The following is a 15189-nucleotide window of genomic DNA, read 5'->3' as shown; positions in this document are numbered from 1 at the left end:
CCGGGCCCTCAGCCCGGGTCGACGGCCCGGGCCGTGGCGAAGATCCGGGCGCAGCGTGCCGCCATGGCCCCGGGGGTCTGGTCGGGGTGCTCGATCCACCAGCGGACGAGCGTGGTGCACAGGCCGCGCCAGGCGTACTTGAGGGCGTCCGCGTCGAGGGGGTCGTCGGATCCGGTGCTGCGCAGGAGGTCGGCGGTGCCGCTGGCGGCGAGTTCGTCGATGGCGTCGCGGTAGTGGGCGGCGCGGTGGGCGGCCTCGCTGCCGGGCGGCAGCGAGGGGTCGTAGAGGACGAACCAGGCCTCGCGCTGTCCGTCGAGGGCGTCGAAGAGGGCGCGCAGTACGCGCAGGGGGGTCGGGGGCGCGCCGTTGTCGTGGTCGGCCATGGCGGTCCGGACGGCCTTCAGCAGGCGGTCGCCGACGGGTTCGAGGCAGCCGAGGAAGAGGTCCTGCTTGCTGCCGAAGTACTGGTGCAGCAGGGGCTTGGTGACGCCCACCCGGGCGGCGACGGTGGCCATGGTGGTGGCCTCGTAGCCGCGTCGGCCGAACTCCTCCGTGGCCGCGGCGAGAACCTGTCGTTCGCGCTCGGCCCTGGGCATGCCCTTGGTGCCGGCCCTGGTGGGAAGCATTGTCATAGAACTGATCTTACCTTAGGGTAATTTACTAACTGGTAAGTTCATCGGACCCCCGGAGCTGCCTCATGACGCCTGCCGCCGAGAACGCCTCCCGCCTCCGGTCCTGGTGGGGCTGGGGCTATCAGGACACCCAGCCCGACGACGCCGAGTGCCTCGCACTGGGCGCCCTGCTGCCGGGGACCCTGGCCCGCCCGCTGCCTGTCCCCCGGGTCGCCGACCTCGCCGTCGGCCGGCCCGCCGTGACACCCCCGCCCTCCCTGGCCCGCCTCGTCAGCGACGATCCCGGCGACCGCGCCGCCCACGCCATGGGCAAGGCCTACCGCGACATCGCCCGCGCCCTGCGCGGCCGCCCGGGCCGGATCCCGGACCTGGTCGCCCGCCCGACCGGCGACCGGGAGGTGGCCGACCTGCTCGACTGGGCCGGTGCGCGCGGGGTGGCCGTCGTTCCGTTCGGCGGCGGGTCCTCGGTGGTCGGCGGGGTGGAGTACCGGGGCGACGCCCACCGCGCCGTGCTGTCGCTCGACCTGACCTCGATGGACCGCGTCCTGGAGGTCGACCCCGTCGGCCGCTCCGCCCTCGTCCAGGCCGGGGCCCTCGGTCCGGTACTGGAGGACCAGTTGCGGCCCCACGGCCTGACCCTACGCCACTTCCCGCAGAGCTTCGAGTTCTCCACCCTCGGCGGCTGGCTGGCCACCCGCGCCGGCGGCCACTACGCCACCGGGCGCACCCGCATCGACGACTTCGCACAGTCGCTGCGCGTGGTCACCCCCGCCGGGACCAGCGCCTCCTGGCGACTGCCGGCATCCGGGGCCGGACCCTCGCCCGACCGGCTCTTCCTCGGCTCCGAGGGCGCCCTCGGCGTCATCACCGAGGCCTGGATGCGGGTGCAGGAACGCCCCCGTCACAAGGCCTCCGCCGCACTGGCCTTCACCGACTTCCGGCGCGCGCTGGACGCCGTGCGCGCCGTCGCGCAGAGCGACCTCGCCCCGGCCAACTGCCGGCTGCTCGACCCCGGCGAGGCCCTGTTCTCCGGCGCCTCGAAGGACGGAACGAGCATCCTGGTCCTGGGTTTCGAGTCCGCGACCGGGCCCGTCGACGGCCGGCTCGCCACCGCCGTCGAACTGGCCCGCGACGGCGGTGGAAGGACCGGGGCGGACACCTCGGGCGGCGGCGCCGTCGGTGCCTGGCGTTCGGCGTTCCTGCGGATGCCCCACCTCCGCGACGGGCTGGCCCGGATGGGCGCCGTCGTGGAGACCTTCGAGACCGCCGCCACCTGGGACCGGGTCCCCGCCCTGATCGAAGCCGTCCGCACCGAGGTCGGCGCCGCCGCCCGCGCGGCCACCGGGCAGCCGGCCACCGTCAACTGCCGCCTCACCCACGTCTACCCGGACGGCGCCGCGCCCTACTTCACCGTCGCGGTGGCAGGGCGACCCGGCGACGAGGTCGCCGTCTGGGACGAGATCAAGGCCGCGGCCACCGACGTCCTGCACCGCCACCGCGCGACGATCACCCACCACCACGCCGTCGGCCGCGACCACCGCCCCGGCTACGACCGCCAGCGTCCGGAGCCGTTCGCCCTGGCCCTCCGCGCCGCCAAGGGCGCCCTCGACCCGCACGGCATCCTCAATCCCGGTGTACTGCTCGACTGACCGGGACCGCCGGGCGGTCGACGTGCGGACGTTCCGGAGCTCCGCGCGGTTACGGTCGGGAGGAACACGAGAACCGGACCGTCCGTGACCGCACCAGGTTCGGGGTTTCCGCCAGTTCGCCGGCCCGGCGGGCGGAAGGGAGACTTCCCGCCAGGGGCGGTGGCCCGGTCAGGAGGCCGCCGCCACGGACGGGACAGAGGGGGACCGACACGATGAGCGGTCAGCTGTACGACGGGATCGGCGAGGCGTTCGAGGGCTTCAAGACCCTTCCGCTCGCCCGCTACGGGGAGGTGCCGGGCTTCCTCGGCCTGGTCGGCGACGTCGAGGGCAGGTCGGTCCTCGACCTCGCCTCCGGAACCGGCTTCTACAGCCGGGAGTTCAAGCGCCGGGGCGCCTCCCGCGTCCTCGGCGTCGACATCTCCTCCGCGATGGTCGGGGCGGCCCGGGCGCGCGAGGACGCCGACCCGCTGGGCGTGCGCTACGAGCTCGGCGACGTCGCCGAACTGCGCTCCTTCGAGGAGCCCTTCGACATCGCGGTCGCCGTCCAGCTGTTCAACTACGCCGAGGACGTCACCACCGTCGAGCGGATGTGCCGCAACATCCACCGGAGCATGGCGGCCGGGGCCGAGTTCTTCGCCTTCGGGCAGCACCCGGACTACCGCTTCGACGGGCCGTCGCTGGCCAAGTACGGCTTCCTCTGCGAATCGCTCGGCGAGGACACCGCGCTCGGACCCCGGGTGAGGATCACCGCGCTGCTCGATCCGCCGATCTCCTTCGTCGCGAACCCGCCCGGCCGCGAGGTCTGGGAGCGGAGCCTGCGGGCGGCCGGGTTCACCGGGATCACCTGGGTCCCGCTGGAGATCTCGGCGGCCGGTGTGCGGGAGTACGGCGAGGAGTTCTGGGACGACTACGCCGCCAATCCCCCGCTGACGATGCTGCGCTGCCGCGCCTGACCCCGGCGCGAGCCGCGTCCCGTTCCGGTCCTTCCTCGGCCGCCAGGTGTCCGAGGAAGGACCGGGGCCCGCGCCCGACCGGCAGAGATGCGGCCCGGGCCCGTTGCGGCGATGCTGAAAGTATCGGTATTTCCTCGACATTCGGCATTTTCTCGACCTCACGAGAGGACGCAGCCGTGTCCGACGAACTCGACCTGAGGACGGACAAGTCCTGCAGCGGTTCCCGTGCGCTGCCGATCAGCGAGTCGTTCACCGCCACCACGACGGCGACCCTGTTCTCGCCCCCGTTCCACGCTTCCGCAGGCACCACGATCAACGTTCAACTGCTGGCCGAACTGGACGACCCGAACGGAATCCCCGGCAACGGGACGGTGGGCGTTACCGTGCGCCAGTGCTGCGACCTGTCGGACTCCGACATCACGCAGCAGACGGTCGGCAGGATCGGACCGGCCGGATCACCCGAAGCCACCCCGTTGACCGCGACGCTCTCCGACGCCTGCACTCTGTCCACCCATCCCGACGGCAACGACAGCGAGTTCGTCTACTACCTCCGGCTGAGGATCAGTGACAGCTTCGACCGGGTCAAGCTGTCCTACTCGATCACCTGAGCGACGTGAGCGCCGGGCTCAGAGCCCGAGTTCGGTCAGCCCCGGGTGGCCGTCGGGGCGGCGGCCGAGCGGCCAGTGGAAGAGGCGCTCCGCCTCGGTGATGGGCAGATCGTTGATCGACGCGTGCCGGTGCGCCATCAGGCCGTCCTGGTCGAACGCCCAGTTCTCGTTGCCGTAGGAGCGGTACCACTGGCCGGAGTCGTCGTGCCACTCGTAGGCGAAGCGGACCGCGATGCGGTCGGCGCTGTGCGCCCAGAGCTCCTTGATCAGCCGGTACTCGTGCTCGCGCTGCCACTTGCGGGTGAGGAAGGCGGCGATCTCCTCGCGCCCGGTGACGAACTCGGCGCGGTTCCGCCAGCGGCTGTCCGGGGTGTAGGCGAGGGAGACCCGCTGCGGGTCGCGGGTGTTCCAGCCGTCCTCGGCGGCCCGGACCTTCACACGGGCGGTCTCCTCGGTGAACGGGGGCAGGGGCGGGCGCTGCTCGGACATGCCGGTCTCCTTCTCGGGACGGTGCCGGAGTCGAGTGAGAACGGTCATTCTCACTACGTCCGCTACCCTATGAGAACCATGGTTCTCATGTAAAGGACACGGCTGATGGACACCGACGCCGCACGTACCCGGATCCTCGACGCGGCCGAGGAGCTGTTCTACGCCCAGGGCGTCCAGGCGGTCGGCATGGACGCCGTCCGCACCACCGCCGGCGTCACCCTGCGCCGCCTCTACCAGCTCTTCCCGTCCAAGGACGACCTGGTCGAGGCGTATCTGGAGCGCCGCGACCGGCGGTGGCTCGCCGAGCTCGCCGACCACGTGGACGCGGTCGCCGGCACTCCGGCCGAGCGGGTGCTCGCCGTGTTCGACTGGCTCGGCGACTGGTTCGCCCGGCCCGGCTTCCGGGGCTGCGCCTTCGTCAACTCCTACGGCGAACTCGGCGCCACCGCGCCCGGGGTCACCGCCGTCGCGCGCCGGCACAAGGAGGCGCTGCGCGACTACCTCGGCGGGCTCGCCGAGGACGCCGGCGCCCTGCCCGGCACCGGGGTCCACCTGGCCCTGCTCGCCGAGGGGGCGATCACCCTCGCCACCCTCACCGGGACCCCGGACCCCGCCGCCGAGGCCCGGGAAGCCGCCCGGCTGCTGCTCACCGGCGCCGGCGCGAGAACCTGAGGACGCGCCCGGCCCAGGCAGGACACACCCGGTCGACGGCGTCGTCGCCACGACGGATCCCACTCCGCGACCGGCCGCCGAGTGGGTTTCGAGCCTTTTCCGCAACCACCCTGACGTGTCGTCAGAATATGGGTACGCTCCGTCACCACGGCGCCCGTGCTGGGCGCGGGAGGGGTGTTTCGGATGATTCGTACAGAGATCGGCAAACGGCTCCGGAGAAGGTCGCTCGCGGCCCCGACGGCGCTTCTGGCGGGTGCGCTGCTGCTCGCGGGGTGCAGTTCGAACGGCTCCCCGCAGAGCGGCGCGACTCCGACAGCAGCCGTCACCACGGCGAGCAGCGCGCCGAGCCCGACCGGCGCCCCGGCACCGACCGAGCCCTCGACCGCTCCACCGGTGACGACGGTGCCGCCCCCCTTGCCGTCGGCACCGCCCCCGGCACCGCCCGCACCCACGGTGTCCACGACCACCGAGCTGACGGACGACTACCTCGCCGCCGGACAGTGCGTCTCCGTCGTGTCCGAGGCGGTCTCGGACATCCACCCGGCCACCTACGGCCCCGTCCCGTGCGAGAGCCTCACGGCGGTCGCCCAGGTCGTCTCGCGCACCCGCACCGCCCTCCCCCGCTCGTCCGTACCCGCCGTGAAGCGGCCCGCCTGCAAGGACGACACCGACTTCGTGCTCGACCTCGGCCCGAACCTGGCGCGGGCGAACGGCCGCACTGCCCAGCTCTACGAGAAGGAGGCGTACGCCTGCCTGCGCAACCTGAAGGCCCCCCACCCCGGCGACCCCGGGCAGGGCGGCGGCCCGATGATCGGCGTCGGCGACTGCATCGTGGGGGCACCCGCCGCCAACGGCGATCCCTCCGGCCGTGAGATCAGGTGCGACGCCACGGGCCCCTCCAAGCCGCAGTACAAGATCGTCAAGAAGCTCCGCTCACCACTCCTCACCCCCCGGGGATCCACCCCCGACACGTGCGCGCCCGGCACCGCCTACAAGTTCTCCGACGGCGGGCAGCAGTTCTGCGCCGCCTGGGTCCCGGGGGCATCGAACGGGGCCGGTGCCCCCGGCCTCACAGGGTGAGCCGGCGGGCGGAGGCCCGGATCGGGTCCGGGAGTTCGGTACTGCCGCGCAGGTAGCGGTCCACGGCGGCGGCGGCCGAGCGGCCCTCGGCGATCGCCCACACGATCAGCGACTGGCCGCGGCCCGCGTCGCCCGCGACGAAAACGCCGGCCGCCCCGGCGGCGAAGCCGTCGTCGCGGGCGAAGGCGCCGTCCGGGCCGACCGTGAGCCCGAGCCCGGCACTCAGCCAGGGCTCCGGCTCGGGGCCGGTGAAGCCCAGCGCGAGCAGGGCCAGTTCGGCCGGGACGCTGCGTTCGGTGCCCGCCCGGGGCCCTCGGTCGGGCGATTCGGCGTCCGCGTCGGCGAAGCGGACCGCGGCGAGACGGCCGTCCGGGCCGGACTCGAAGGCGACCGTGCTGGCGGCGAACACCCGGACCCCGCCCCCGGTGGCGCCGGCCTCCTCGTGCGAGGTGGTCTCCCGGTGGACCTTGGGGTGGACCGGCCAGGGCTGCCCGGGGGCCCGGCGCGCGGGCGGGCGCGGGTTGATGTCGAGCTGGGTGACGGCCGCCGCCCGCTGCCGCAGCGCGGTGCCGAGGCAGTCCGCCGCGGTGTCGCCACCGCCGACGATCACCACCTGGAGGCCCTCGGCGGACACCGGCGCGGCCGGGAGTCCGCCCTCGTCGACCCGGTTCGCGCCGGTCAGGTAGGCCATCGCCTGGTGGACGCCGGGGAGCCGGCAGCCGGGCACCGGCAGTTCGCGGCGCAGGCCCGCGCCGACGGCCACCACCAGCGCGTCGCACCCGGCCCGCAGCTCGTCGGCCGCGAGGTCCCGGCCGACGCACAGGCCGGTGCGGAACTCGGTGCCCTCGGCCCGCATCTGGTCGATCCGCCGGTCCAGCCGGTGCTTCTCCAGCCGGAACGGCGGGATGCCGTAGCGCAGCAGCCCGCCGGGGCGGTCGGCCCGCTCGTACACCGTGGTGGTGTGGCCGGCCCGGGTGAGCTGCTGGGCGGCGGCGAGGCCCGCCGGGCCCGAGCCGACCACGGCCACCCGCCGTCCGGTGGTGCCGGCGGGCGGCTGCGGGAGGTCCCAGCCCTCCGCCCAGGCGCGGTCGGCGAGGGCGAGCTCGATGTTCTTGATCGTGACGGCCGCCCCGCCGTCGACGGCCAGCACGCAGGCGCTCTCGCAGGGGGCCGGGCAGAGCCGCCCGGTGAACTCGGGAAAGTTGTTGGTCGCCAGCAGGCGCACCGCCGCGGCCCGCCAGCCGTCCAGGGCGACCAGCCGGTTCCAGTCCGGGACGAGGTTGCCGAGCGGGCAGGCGCTGTGGCAGAACGGCAGCCCGCAGTCCATGCAGCGGGCGGCCTGCCCGCCGACGATCGGCAGCAGGGACCCGGGGCGGTACACCTCCCGCCAGTCCTCGACCCGCTCCCGCGCGTCCCGTCGCACGCGCTCCGCGCGCGGGGTGGTGAGGAAGGCCATCCGGTCTGCTGCCATCGCGGCCTCCGGCAGGGCGTGCCGACACGGGCCGGCGGCACCCCGGCGGACGCGCCACCGTGTGGCCACGGTACGCCCACGAACGGCTTGCGGGAAGCGGCCCCGGGGAGCCGGCCTCCCCGGACACGGGAGCGCGGCGCGGGGCGGCGCCCGGGTTTGACCGGTTCTGCACTCCCGGGCCCATGATCGGCCGTGCCAGGCTCGGCCGGTACCGGCCGGGTTCGGCCGGGTTCGGCCGGAGCGGTGCCTCCGCCGCGTCCTGCGCGCCCGTCGCGCCGGACGCGGCGGGACTCGCCGCGCCACCGACCGAGGACGAGGTGAGTTGCTTGGCCACCCTGAGGACGACACTGCGCGGCACGCTCGCGGCCGCCGCCGCGGCCGCGACCCTGGCCACCGTCGGGACGGGCGCCGCCCACGCCGCCGGCTGGCCTCCGCTGCACGACGGCGGGTACCTGTACTCCGGCACCACCGGCACCGGGGCGGTCACCGCGGTGGACCTGTCCGACCTCGGCACCTGCCACACCCTGGCGACGCCCGCCCGGTCGGTCCAGGTCGTCTCCGGCTCGGCGTCCGTCCTGCTCTACCCCGGCGCCGACTGCACCGGTGCCCACCCGTGGGCCACCGGGTCCCTGGCCCAGTCCGACCTGCCGACCGCGGCGCGGAGCTACCGGGTGGTCCCGGCCTGACGGTCCCGGCGGGGTCCGTCCGGGGCGACGCGGCCCGGACGGACCCCGCCGGGACCGTCCCCCGTCAGACTGGAGCGCGGTCGCACCGCACGCGCGGCGGTCGTACGGAGGGAGCGGCGCATGGTCGGGCCGGGAACAGCGGGCCGAAGCCCCGCGCAGGAGGCGGTGGCGGCGGCCCTGGAACGCGCCGCCGCCGTGGCGCACCTCAATGCCTTCATCACCCTCGACGCCGAGGGGGCCGGGGCGGAGGCGGCCCGCCACGACCGGCGCGGCAACGGTGCCCGCCGCTGGTGCCTCGCCGTCAAGGACAACATCCATGTCGCGGGCCTGCCCAATACGGCGGGCACCCCCGGGCTCGCCGGGTTCGTCCCCGCCACCGACGCTCCCGTGGTCGCGGCGCTGCGCGCGGCCGGCGCGATCGTCCTGGGCAAGACGAACATGCACGAACTGGCGCTGGGGGTCACCTCCGGCAACCCCACCTTCGGCGCGGTCGGCAACGGCGCCGACCCGGCACTGTTCGCGGGCGGCAGCAGCGGCGGTACGGCCGCCGCGGTGGCCTCGGGCGTCGTGGACGCCGGGCTCGGCACCGACACCGGCGGGTCCGTCGGCATCCCGGCCGCGCTCAACGGGATCTACGGGCTGCGCCCGAGTGCCGGGCGCTACCCCTCGGCCGGTGTCACACCCCTGTCGGTCACCCGGGACGCCCCCGGGCCGATGGCGCGCACCCTGGTCCGGCTCGCCGCGCTGGACGCCTTCGTCACCGGCCGTACCGGGGCGGCGCTGCCCCCGGACCGCACGCTCCGGCTCGGTCTGCCGAGGCACGTGTTCACCAAGGACCTGGAGGCCCAGGTCCTGGCGGCCTGGGAGGCGGCCGTGGACCGGCTCGGCAGGGCGCGGACCGTCCTGGTCCCGGTGGACACCGGGCACCTGGTCGAGCACGACGCCCGGGCCGGGATGCACCTCGTGCTCGGGGAGTTCGCCGCCGCCCTCGACCGCTACCTCGCCCGGCACCGCGTCGGGCGCGGCACCGCCGAGGTGGTCGACGCGGCCGCCGACCCGGCCGTCGCGGAGCTGCTCAGGACCGCCGCGCTGCCCGCCGGCCCGGCGTACGCGGGACCGGCCGCGCTGCGCGGGGCGGTCGCGGAGCGCCGCGCCATGCAGGCCGCCTACGCCGACCTCTTCGCGGTGAGCGGCGTGGACGCGATCCTGAGCCCCACCGTGCCGGTGTGCGCCCGGCCGCTGCACCGGCACGAGGAGTCGCTCCCCCTGAACGGCCGGGAGGTGCCGACGTTCGCCACGCTGATCCGCAACACCTCCCCCTCGGCCACCGCCGGGCTGCCCTCGGTCACGGTGCCGCTCCCGGTCGACGGCTCACCGCCCGTCGGCCTCCAGTTGGTCGGTCCGCGCGGCGGTGACCGGGCACTGCTGGCCGTGGCGGCCCGGGTAGACGCCCTGCTGCGGCGGGGGGACGGCGGGGGCGGGGGTGACGGGGTGCCGGTCAGCTCACGGCGATGACGACCTTGCCCAGCGGCTGGGCCCGCTCGTAGTAGTCGTAGGCCGCCGCAGCCTCCTCGAACGGGAAGACCCGGTCGACGGCGGGGCGCAGGGCGTGCTCGGCGAGGAAGTCGTTCATGGCCGCGAACTGGGCGTGGCTGCCGACCGCGACCGCGCGGACGGTCGCGGCGGCGCCGAAGAGCAGGCGCGGGTCGAGCGGCGGCCAGGCGCCGGAGACGGAGCCGACCAGGGCGAGGTGGCCGTCGACGGCGAGCGACTTCAGTGACTGCTCCAGCGACCCGGCGGTGTCGACCACCCGGTCGACGCCGCGTCCGCCGGTCAGCTCCCGGACGGCGGTGTGCCAGTCGGGCCGGGTGCGGTAGTTCACCACCTCGTCGGCGCCCAGTTCCCGCAGTCGCCGCTCCTTCGCCGGGCTCCCGGTGGTGGCGATCACCCGCGCGCCGAGGGCGTGGGCGTACTGGAGGACGAACAGGGACACGCCCCCGGAGCCGGTGGTCAGGACGGTCTCCCCGGGGCGCACGCCGCGGCCGTCGCCGGTCAGCGCGTTCCAGGCGGTGAGGCCGACGCAGGGCAGGGTGGCCGCCTCCTGGTAGGAGAGGTGCGCGGGGACCGGCAGCAGGGCCTGCTCGGGGAGCACGGCCAGCTCGGTCAGCATCCCGTCCAGCGAACCGCCGAGCTGCGGCAGCAGGTCCGCGGCCAGCCGGCCGTCCCGCCAGTGCGGGAACAGGGTGGCGGTCACGCGGTCCCCCGGGCGTGCCCACCGGACGCCCGGTCCGACGGCGACGACCTCGCCGGCGCCGTCCGAGACCGGGACGAGGTCCGGCTTGACGGGGAGCACGTACTGCCGGCGCAGCACCAGCAGCTCCCGGAAGCTCAGCGAGACCGCGCGGACGGCGACCGCCACCTCCCCCGGCCCCGGGGTCCTCGGCCGGGCCGTGCGCAGCGACAGCCGGTCGAGGCCGCTGCCCGCGCCGAGGTGGTAGCTGCGCACCGTCGTCGGGAACGCGGCGGCGGGCGCGGTCGGGACGGCGGCGGTGGCGGTGGCGGTCGGGACGGCGGCGGGCGCGGTGCTGGTCATGGTCGGTCCCCCGGTGGTGAGGCGTTCGGTGTGTGCCTCCACCGTGCCGCCGACCCCGGTCACCGCTCAATTCCCGGCCGGGAATGGCGACCGGCCCCCGCCCCTCCCCGGGCGCGCCGCTCGTTCGGGTGACAATGCGCGGCCGACGCCCCGCTACCCGGCAGACTGCCCGGTAGCCGTCGCGACCGACGGGACGGTCGCACCCCATTGGATCGTCTACGTACCGCTGCCCCGCACGCCTGCTGATGTTCCGTCGGCCCGGCGGCCGGGGCCGTCCAGCGAAGGGCCGCCGATGTTCGACTCCAGTTTCGCGTTCCCCCGGGCCCTGCTGAACCCGGTGGCCGGCCCCGGCGGCCGCGTGGTCGTGGTCGGCGCCGGCATCGCCGGACTGGTGTGCGCGTACGAGCTGCAGCGGCGCGGCTTCGACGTCGTGGTCTACGAACGCGGCAACCACCCGGGCGGGCGGGTACGCACGCACCGGTTCTGGGACGGTACCCACGCCGACCTGGGCGCGATGCGCATCCCCTCGAACCACCACTGCGTGCTCCACTACGTGAACCGCTTCCGGCTCCCGACCCGCCCGTTCGTCAACTGCAACCCGAGGGCCTACTACCATCTGCGCGGCCGGCGGGTCCGGGTGGAGGACGTCGCGTCCCTGTTCCCCGCCTTCGCCCTGCGGCCGGAGGAGCGCCACCAGCCGTCCGCCCTGCTGGACCGGATCCTCGGCCCGGTCTGGCAGGCCTTCACCACCGAGCAGCAGCGCCTCGCCCTGGACGGCCACTGGGACGACCCCGCGCTGGAGCGCGCGGCCTCGGTGTCCCTCTGGCAGTTCGTCCACGACCACCTCTCCCAGGACGCCTGGGACCTCTACGGCCACGCCAGCGGCCTCGCCCACTACGAGCAGTCCTCGCTGCTGGAGGTCCTGGTCGACTACTTCGGCCTCTTCCACCGCGGCCAGGTCGAACTCACCGACGGCCTCGACGCCCTGGTCCACGCCTTCGTCCGCGCACTGCGCCCCGGCACCCTGCGGCTGTCCACCCGGATCGACGAGCTCGCGCCCACCGCGGACGGCGTACGGGTGCGGGGCCGCCGGATCGGGGGCCGGCTCGACGACAGCGCGGACTTCGTGGTCTGCTGCGTCCCGGCCCCCGCGCTCGACCAGATCACCGTCACCCCCGGCCTGCCGCACGCCCAGCGCCACGCCGTGCGCGGCATCAGCTACGCCAGCAGCGCCAAGACCGTGCTGCACGTGACCCGCCGCCGCTGGGAGAGCGAGGACGGCATCCACGGCGGCGGCAGCTTCACCGATCTGCCGATCCAGCAGGTCTGGTACCCCTCCGACAACGCGGTGCGCACCGACGGCGGCGTCAACGGCTTCGGCACTCCCCGCTGGGACGCCCGCGACCCGCTGCGCTCGGCGCAGCCCGCCGCGCTGCTCGGCGCCTACCTGTGGGGGGCCAACGCCCGCCGGTTCGCCGCGCTGGACCAGTCCGACCGGGAGACCCTGGTGCTGGAGTGCCTGGAGAAGCTCCACCCCGGGATCACCTCGGACGTCGACGACATCGTCCACTGCAACTGGGACGTGCAGACCGGCATGGGCGGCGGCGCGTTCGCCCATCTGACACCCGGCGAGCACACCCGCTACCTGTCGGTGCTCGGCGCCCCGCACCCGGCCGGGCGGCCCCGGATCTTCTTCGCGGGCGAGCACCTGTCCGGCGCCCACGCCTGGTGCCAGGGGGCGGCGCAGTCGGCGCTCGGCGCGGTCGGCGCCCTGCTGGAGCACGCCCGGCACCCGCGCGGCACGGCCGCGGCGCCCGTCCGGTGAGCCCGCGCGAAGCACTCGGCCGCGCCGAACTGCGATCGCTGGTCGACGCGTCCCCGGACAGCACCGAGCAGGTCGGGGTGGAGGTCGAGTGCGGGCTGCTCGACCCGGTCACCGGTGTCGGCGCCCGCTACCACGGCCCGCGCGGCGTCCGCGCCGTGCTGACGGCGGTGCTGCGGCAGTGGGGCGGCGAACCCGAATTCGACACCGGCCGGCTGACCGGCGTCCGGCTGCCCGACGGAAGCAGCGTCACCCTGGAGCACGGCGGCCAGATCGAGTACTCCTCGACACCGGCCCCGGGTGTCGGCAAGGCCATGGACGAAGTCCGGGCGGCGCTGGAGCGGCTCGCCGACCTGGCCGCCGGGTTCGGCCTGGCGCTCGTCCCGGGCGGCAACCTGCCCTTCGGCCGGCTCGCCGACGTCGAATGGGTGCCGATGACCCGCGGCGCCGTCATGCGCCGCTACTTCGAGGACCTCGGCCCGGCCGGGGCCCGGGCGCCGTACGTGATGGCGCTGTCCTTGTCGACCCAGGTCACCCTGGACTTCCTCGACCCCGGGGACTTCGGCCGGAAGCTGCGGATGCAGACGGCCGCCGCCCCCGTCGTCTCCGCCCTGCTCGTCAACTCACCGCTCCACGAAGGGCGTCCGTGCGGCCTGCTGTCGCACCGCTCGTGGTCCTGGCTGCGGATGGACCCGCGCCGCCACGGCCTGCTGCCACCCGCGCTGCGGCCCGATGTGGGCGCCGACGACATCGTCGACTGGGCGCTCGGCGTCCCGCTGATCCACTACCGGACCGCCGACGGCCGCTACCACCGCGCACCGGACGGCACCTTCGCCGACCTGATCCGCGACGGCCTGGCGGACGGAAGCGCGCCCACCCTCGACCACTGGGCCGCCCACCTCTCCCAGCTGTGGACCGACACCCGGGTCCGGCACACCCTGGAGCTCCGCGGCGCCGACGGGCCACCCCGGGCCCACCTCTCCGCCCTGCCCGCCCTGTGGACCGGCCTCACCTACCACCCGGAGTCCTGCCTCGCCGCCTGGGAGCTCCTCCGGCACCACACCGCCGGGGAGCACCGGGCCGCCCGCGACCTCCTGCCCGCCCACGGCCTCGACACCCGTCTCGGCGACACCCCCGTGCGCCCGCTGGCCGTCGAGCTGCTCCGGCTCGCCCGGGCGGGCCTCCACGCCCGGGTCGCGGCCGGTCTGGAGCCGCCGCACGTGCCCGCCCTCCTCGACCCGCTGGACGAGATCGCCGCCACCGGCCGCACCTTCGCCGCCCAGTGCCTGGACCGCTGGCACGGCGACCTCCGCGCCGACCCGGCGCGCTACGTCGCCGCGCACCGCGTCTGACCCGCCGGGGCCGGCGGCGGGGTGGGGTGCGCGGTGGGCTGGGGTGCGGCCCGCTACCGGGCGGTGGGGGTGCCCTCGCCGCCGCTCCGGACGGCGGAGCCGAACCGCCATGCCTCGATGTCGCGGTAGCGGATCGGCCCGGGGCCCCGACCGATGTTGCTGCCGACGAGGTGCAGGCGATCGGTCGGCCACGGCCGGCCCTCGAAGCCGGTGAGCCCGGCCGCGGCCAGCGGGACGCTGGTGGCGTCGTCGCGGCGGGAGCGGGCCAGGGTCAGATGGGGGTGCAGCGGGCGGTCCCTGAAGGTGATGCCGCAGGAGCCGACGACCTCGCGGACGTCGGCGGCGAGGGTGTGCAGTCCTTCCAGGTCGCCGTCGATCCCGCTCCACAGGAGTCGCTCGTCGAAGTGGCCGCCGCCGCGCAGGCGCAGGTCCAGGGCGGGGCGCGAGGCCGCCGGGGCGGCCAGGGCCGCGCGCAGCGGGGGGACCGCCGTGGAGGGCAGTTCACCGAGGAAGGCCAGGGTGATGTGCCAGTCCTCGATCCGGTTCCACCGCAGTCCCGGGAAGGTCTCGTAGGCGGGGCGCAGGGCCCGGGCCAGTTCGTCCTTGGCGTCGTCGGGCGGGGCGAGGGCCACGAAGACGCGCAGGGTCGAGGGCTCGGGGTGATCGTTCACGAAGGGGAGGTTAGCCCAGGCCGGAGCGGCCCTGCCCACCGGTGCCCGGGGCGGGGCCGCCGGAGCGGCGGGGCGCGGTGGACCGCTGCCTGGGTGGGGCGCTGCCGGGGCAGCTGTCGTCCGCGCATCGAACGGCGGGCGATCGCACCTGGCCGGGAGGGCGCGGTCGGCACCTGTGTCGGCCCGGATCCGACCGGGTCGCGACCGGATCCGACCGGGGGATCCCGCACGGTCCGGAACGGCCGGAACCCGCTCACCAGGGAGGTACGGTTCTGCTCAACGGCCTTTTCCCGTAATGGGGTTGCCCCACCCAGTGGTAGGACACCGAGTGGGGCGCACGGGCCGATCACAGAAGATGAGGCACACCTGTGCATGACCGACCCTTCCGGGGACGGGCGGACCTGCCCCCGGTGATCTCCCACGCTAGCAGGGGCGGCAGCGCGCCCACGGGATTTCGCAGCCTGCGCGCCACCCCGGACGGGCCCAACTCGACCGGCCGCTGGTCCTGTTC

Annotated in this window: 14 protein-coding genes; 9 read left to right on the top strand and 5 right to left on the bottom strand. The window is 75.2% G+C overall.

All coding sequences use genetic code 11. The annotated features are described in order from the left end of the window. Nucleotides 1-8: 8 nt before the first annotated feature. On the bottom strand, nt 9-632 hold the full coding sequence (locus OG715_RS41100) for a TetR/AcrR family transcriptional regulator (RefSeq protein WP_266272079.1): 624 nt from the start codon (nt 630-632) through the stop codon (nt 9-11). 65 nt (nt 633-697) lie between these two features. On the opposite strand from OG715_RS41100, the gene OG715_RS41095 reads away from it, so the two are divergent. From OG715_RS41095 to OG715_RS41085, 3 genes are all read left to right on the top strand, one after another. Beyond that, nucleotides 698-2281: an FAD-binding oxidoreductase gene (locus OG715_RS41095; RefSeq protein ID WP_266272080.1), complete on the top strand. Its 1584-nt coding sequence runs from the start codon at nt 698-700 to the stop codon at nt 2279-2281. A gap of 212 nt (nt 2282-2493) precedes the next feature. Continuing rightward, complete coding sequence (locus OG715_RS41090; protein ID WP_266272081.1) at nt 2494-3234, top strand: class I SAM-dependent methyltransferase; 741 nt, start codon at nt 2494-2496, stop codon at nt 3232-3234. Between the two features lie 176 nt (nt 3235-3410). Beyond that, nucleotides 3411-3842 (top strand): hypothetical protein, encoded by a 432-nt coding sequence (locus OG715_RS41085; RefSeq protein ID WP_030397228.1) that lies wholly within the window; start codon nt 3411-3413, stop codon nt 3840-3842. An 18-nt stretch (nt 3843-3860) separates the two neighbouring features. Here OG715_RS41085 and OG715_RS41080 read toward each other — a convergent pair whose 3' ends face one another. Further along, the gene (locus OG715_RS41080) at nt 3861-4331 is read right to left on the bottom strand and encodes a nuclear transport factor 2 family protein (RefSeq protein ID WP_266272082.1); all 471 of its coding nucleotides are present in this window, start codon (nt 4329-4331) and stop codon (nt 3861-3863) included. Between the two features lie 105 nt (nt 4332-4436). On the opposite strand from OG715_RS41080, the gene OG715_RS41075 reads away from it, so the two are divergent. Beyond that, nucleotides 4437-5003 (top strand): TetR/AcrR family transcriptional regulator, encoded by a 567-nt coding sequence (locus tag OG715_RS41075; protein ID WP_266272084.1) that lies wholly within the window; start codon nt 4437-4439, stop codon nt 5001-5003. Nucleotides 5004-5456: 453 nt separating this feature from the next. Next, nucleotides 5457-6083 carry a hypothetical protein gene (locus OG715_RS41070; RefSeq protein ID WP_266272085.1) on the top strand — a complete coding sequence of 209 codons (627 nt, stop codon included), beginning with the start codon at nt 5457-5459 and terminating at the stop codon, nt 6081-6083. On the opposite strand, the gene OG715_RS41065 is transcribed toward OG715_RS41070, so the two are convergent. Continuing rightward, nucleotides 6073-7554, bottom strand: coding sequence for a glutamate synthase subunit beta (locus OG715_RS41065; RefSeq protein WP_266272086.1), 1482 nt, complete (start codon nt 7552-7554; stop codon nt 6073-6075). The genes OG715_RS41070 and OG715_RS41065 overlap by 11 nt on opposite strands. A 182-nt stretch (nt 7555-7736) precedes the next feature. Between OG715_RS41065 and OG715_RS41060 the strand changes: the two genes are divergently transcribed. Together OG715_RS41060 and OG715_RS41055 are read left to right on the top strand one after the other, a co-directional pair. Next, nucleotides 7737-8240, top strand: coding sequence for a hypothetical protein (locus tag OG715_RS41060; RefSeq protein ID WP_266272087.1), 504 nt, complete (start codon nt 7737-7739; stop codon nt 8238-8240). Between the two features lie 120 nt (nt 8241-8360). Beyond that, nucleotides 8361-9755 carry an amidase family protein gene (locus OG715_RS41055; protein WP_266272088.1) on the top strand — a complete coding sequence of 465 codons (1395 nt, stop codon included), beginning with the start codon at nt 8361-8363 and terminating at the stop codon, nt 9753-9755. On the opposite strand, the gene OG715_RS41050 is transcribed toward OG715_RS41055, so the two are convergent. Continuing rightward, nucleotides 9739-10896 carry a zinc-dependent alcohol dehydrogenase family protein gene (locus OG715_RS41050; protein ID WP_266272089.1) on the bottom strand — a complete coding sequence of 386 codons (1158 nt, stop codon included), beginning with the start codon at nt 10894-10896 and terminating at the stop codon, nt 9739-9741. The genes OG715_RS41055 and OG715_RS41050 overlap by 17 nt on opposite strands. Nucleotides 10897-11125: 229 nt before the next feature. Here OG715_RS41050 and OG715_RS41045 point away from each other — a divergent pair, with 229 nt between their 5' ends. Both OG715_RS41045 and OG715_RS41040 read left to right on the top strand, forming a co-directional pair. Next, the gene (locus OG715_RS41045; protein WP_266272090.1) at nt 11126-12658 is read left to right on the top strand and encodes a flavin monoamine oxidase family protein; all 1533 of its coding nucleotides are present in this window, start codon (nt 11126-11128) and stop codon (nt 12656-12658) included. Continuing rightward, a complete protein-coding gene (locus tag OG715_RS41040) occupies nt 12655-14007 on the top strand; it encodes a glutamate-cysteine ligase family protein (protein ID WP_266272091.1) in 1353 nt (450 codons plus the stop codon). The genes OG715_RS41045 and OG715_RS41040 overlap by 4 nt, the downstream gene beginning before the upstream one ends. A 53-nt stretch (nt 14008-14060) precedes the next feature. On the opposite strand, the gene thpR is transcribed toward OG715_RS41040, so the two are convergent. Continuing rightward, entirely contained in the window at nt 14061-14678 is a 618-nt protein-coding gene (thpR, locus tag OG715_RS41035) for an RNA 2',3'-cyclic phosphodiesterase (protein WP_266272092.1), read from the bottom strand. Nucleotides 14679-15189: the final 511 nt, after the last annotated feature.

Source organism: Kitasatospora purpeofusca (assembly GCF_036010405.1).
In the GTDB taxonomy this organism is placed as follows: domain Bacteria; phylum Actinomycetota; class Actinomycetes; order Streptomycetales; family Streptomycetaceae; genus Kitasatospora; species Kitasatospora purpeofusca.
This window is presented reverse-complemented; position numbering and strand designations above follow the sequence as displayed.

Excerpts from the sequence above, each read along its gene's own strand:
- OG715_RS41060 (WP_266272087.1), top strand. The coding sequence starts at position 7,737 with ATGATCGGCCGTGCCAGGCTCGGCCGGTACCGGCCGGGTTCGGCCGGG.
- OG715_RS41065 (WP_266272086.1), bottom strand. The coding sequence starts at position 7,554 with ATGGCAGCAGACCGGATGGCCTTCCTCACCACCCCGCGCGCGGAGCGC.
- OG715_RS41055 (WP_266272088.1), top strand. The coding sequence starts at position 8,361 with ATGGTCGGGCCGGGAACAGCGGGCCGAAGCCCCGCGCAGGAGGCGGTG.
- OG715_RS41045 (WP_266272090.1), top strand. The coding sequence starts at position 11,126 with ATGTTCGACTCCAGTTTCGCGTTCCCCCGGGCCCTGCTGAACCCGGTG.
- OG715_RS41100 (WP_266272079.1), bottom strand. The coding sequence starts at position 632 with ATGACAATGCTTCCCACCAGGGCCGGCACCAAGGGCATGCCCAGGGCC.
- OG715_RS41095 (WP_266272080.1), top strand. The coding sequence starts at position 698 with ATGACGCCTGCCGCCGAGAACGCCTCCCGCCTCCGGTCCTGGTGGGGC.
- OG715_RS41075 (WP_266272084.1), top strand. The coding sequence starts at position 4,437 with ATGGACACCGACGCCGCACGTACCCGGATCCTCGACGCGGCCGAGGAG.
- OG715_RS41080 (WP_266272082.1), bottom strand. The coding sequence starts at position 4,331 with ATGTCCGAGCAGCGCCCGCCCCTGCCCCCGTTCACCGAGGAGACCGCC.
- OG715_RS41090 (WP_266272081.1), top strand. The coding sequence starts at position 2,494 with ATGAGCGGTCAGCTGTACGACGGGATCGGCGAGGCGTTCGAGGGCTTC.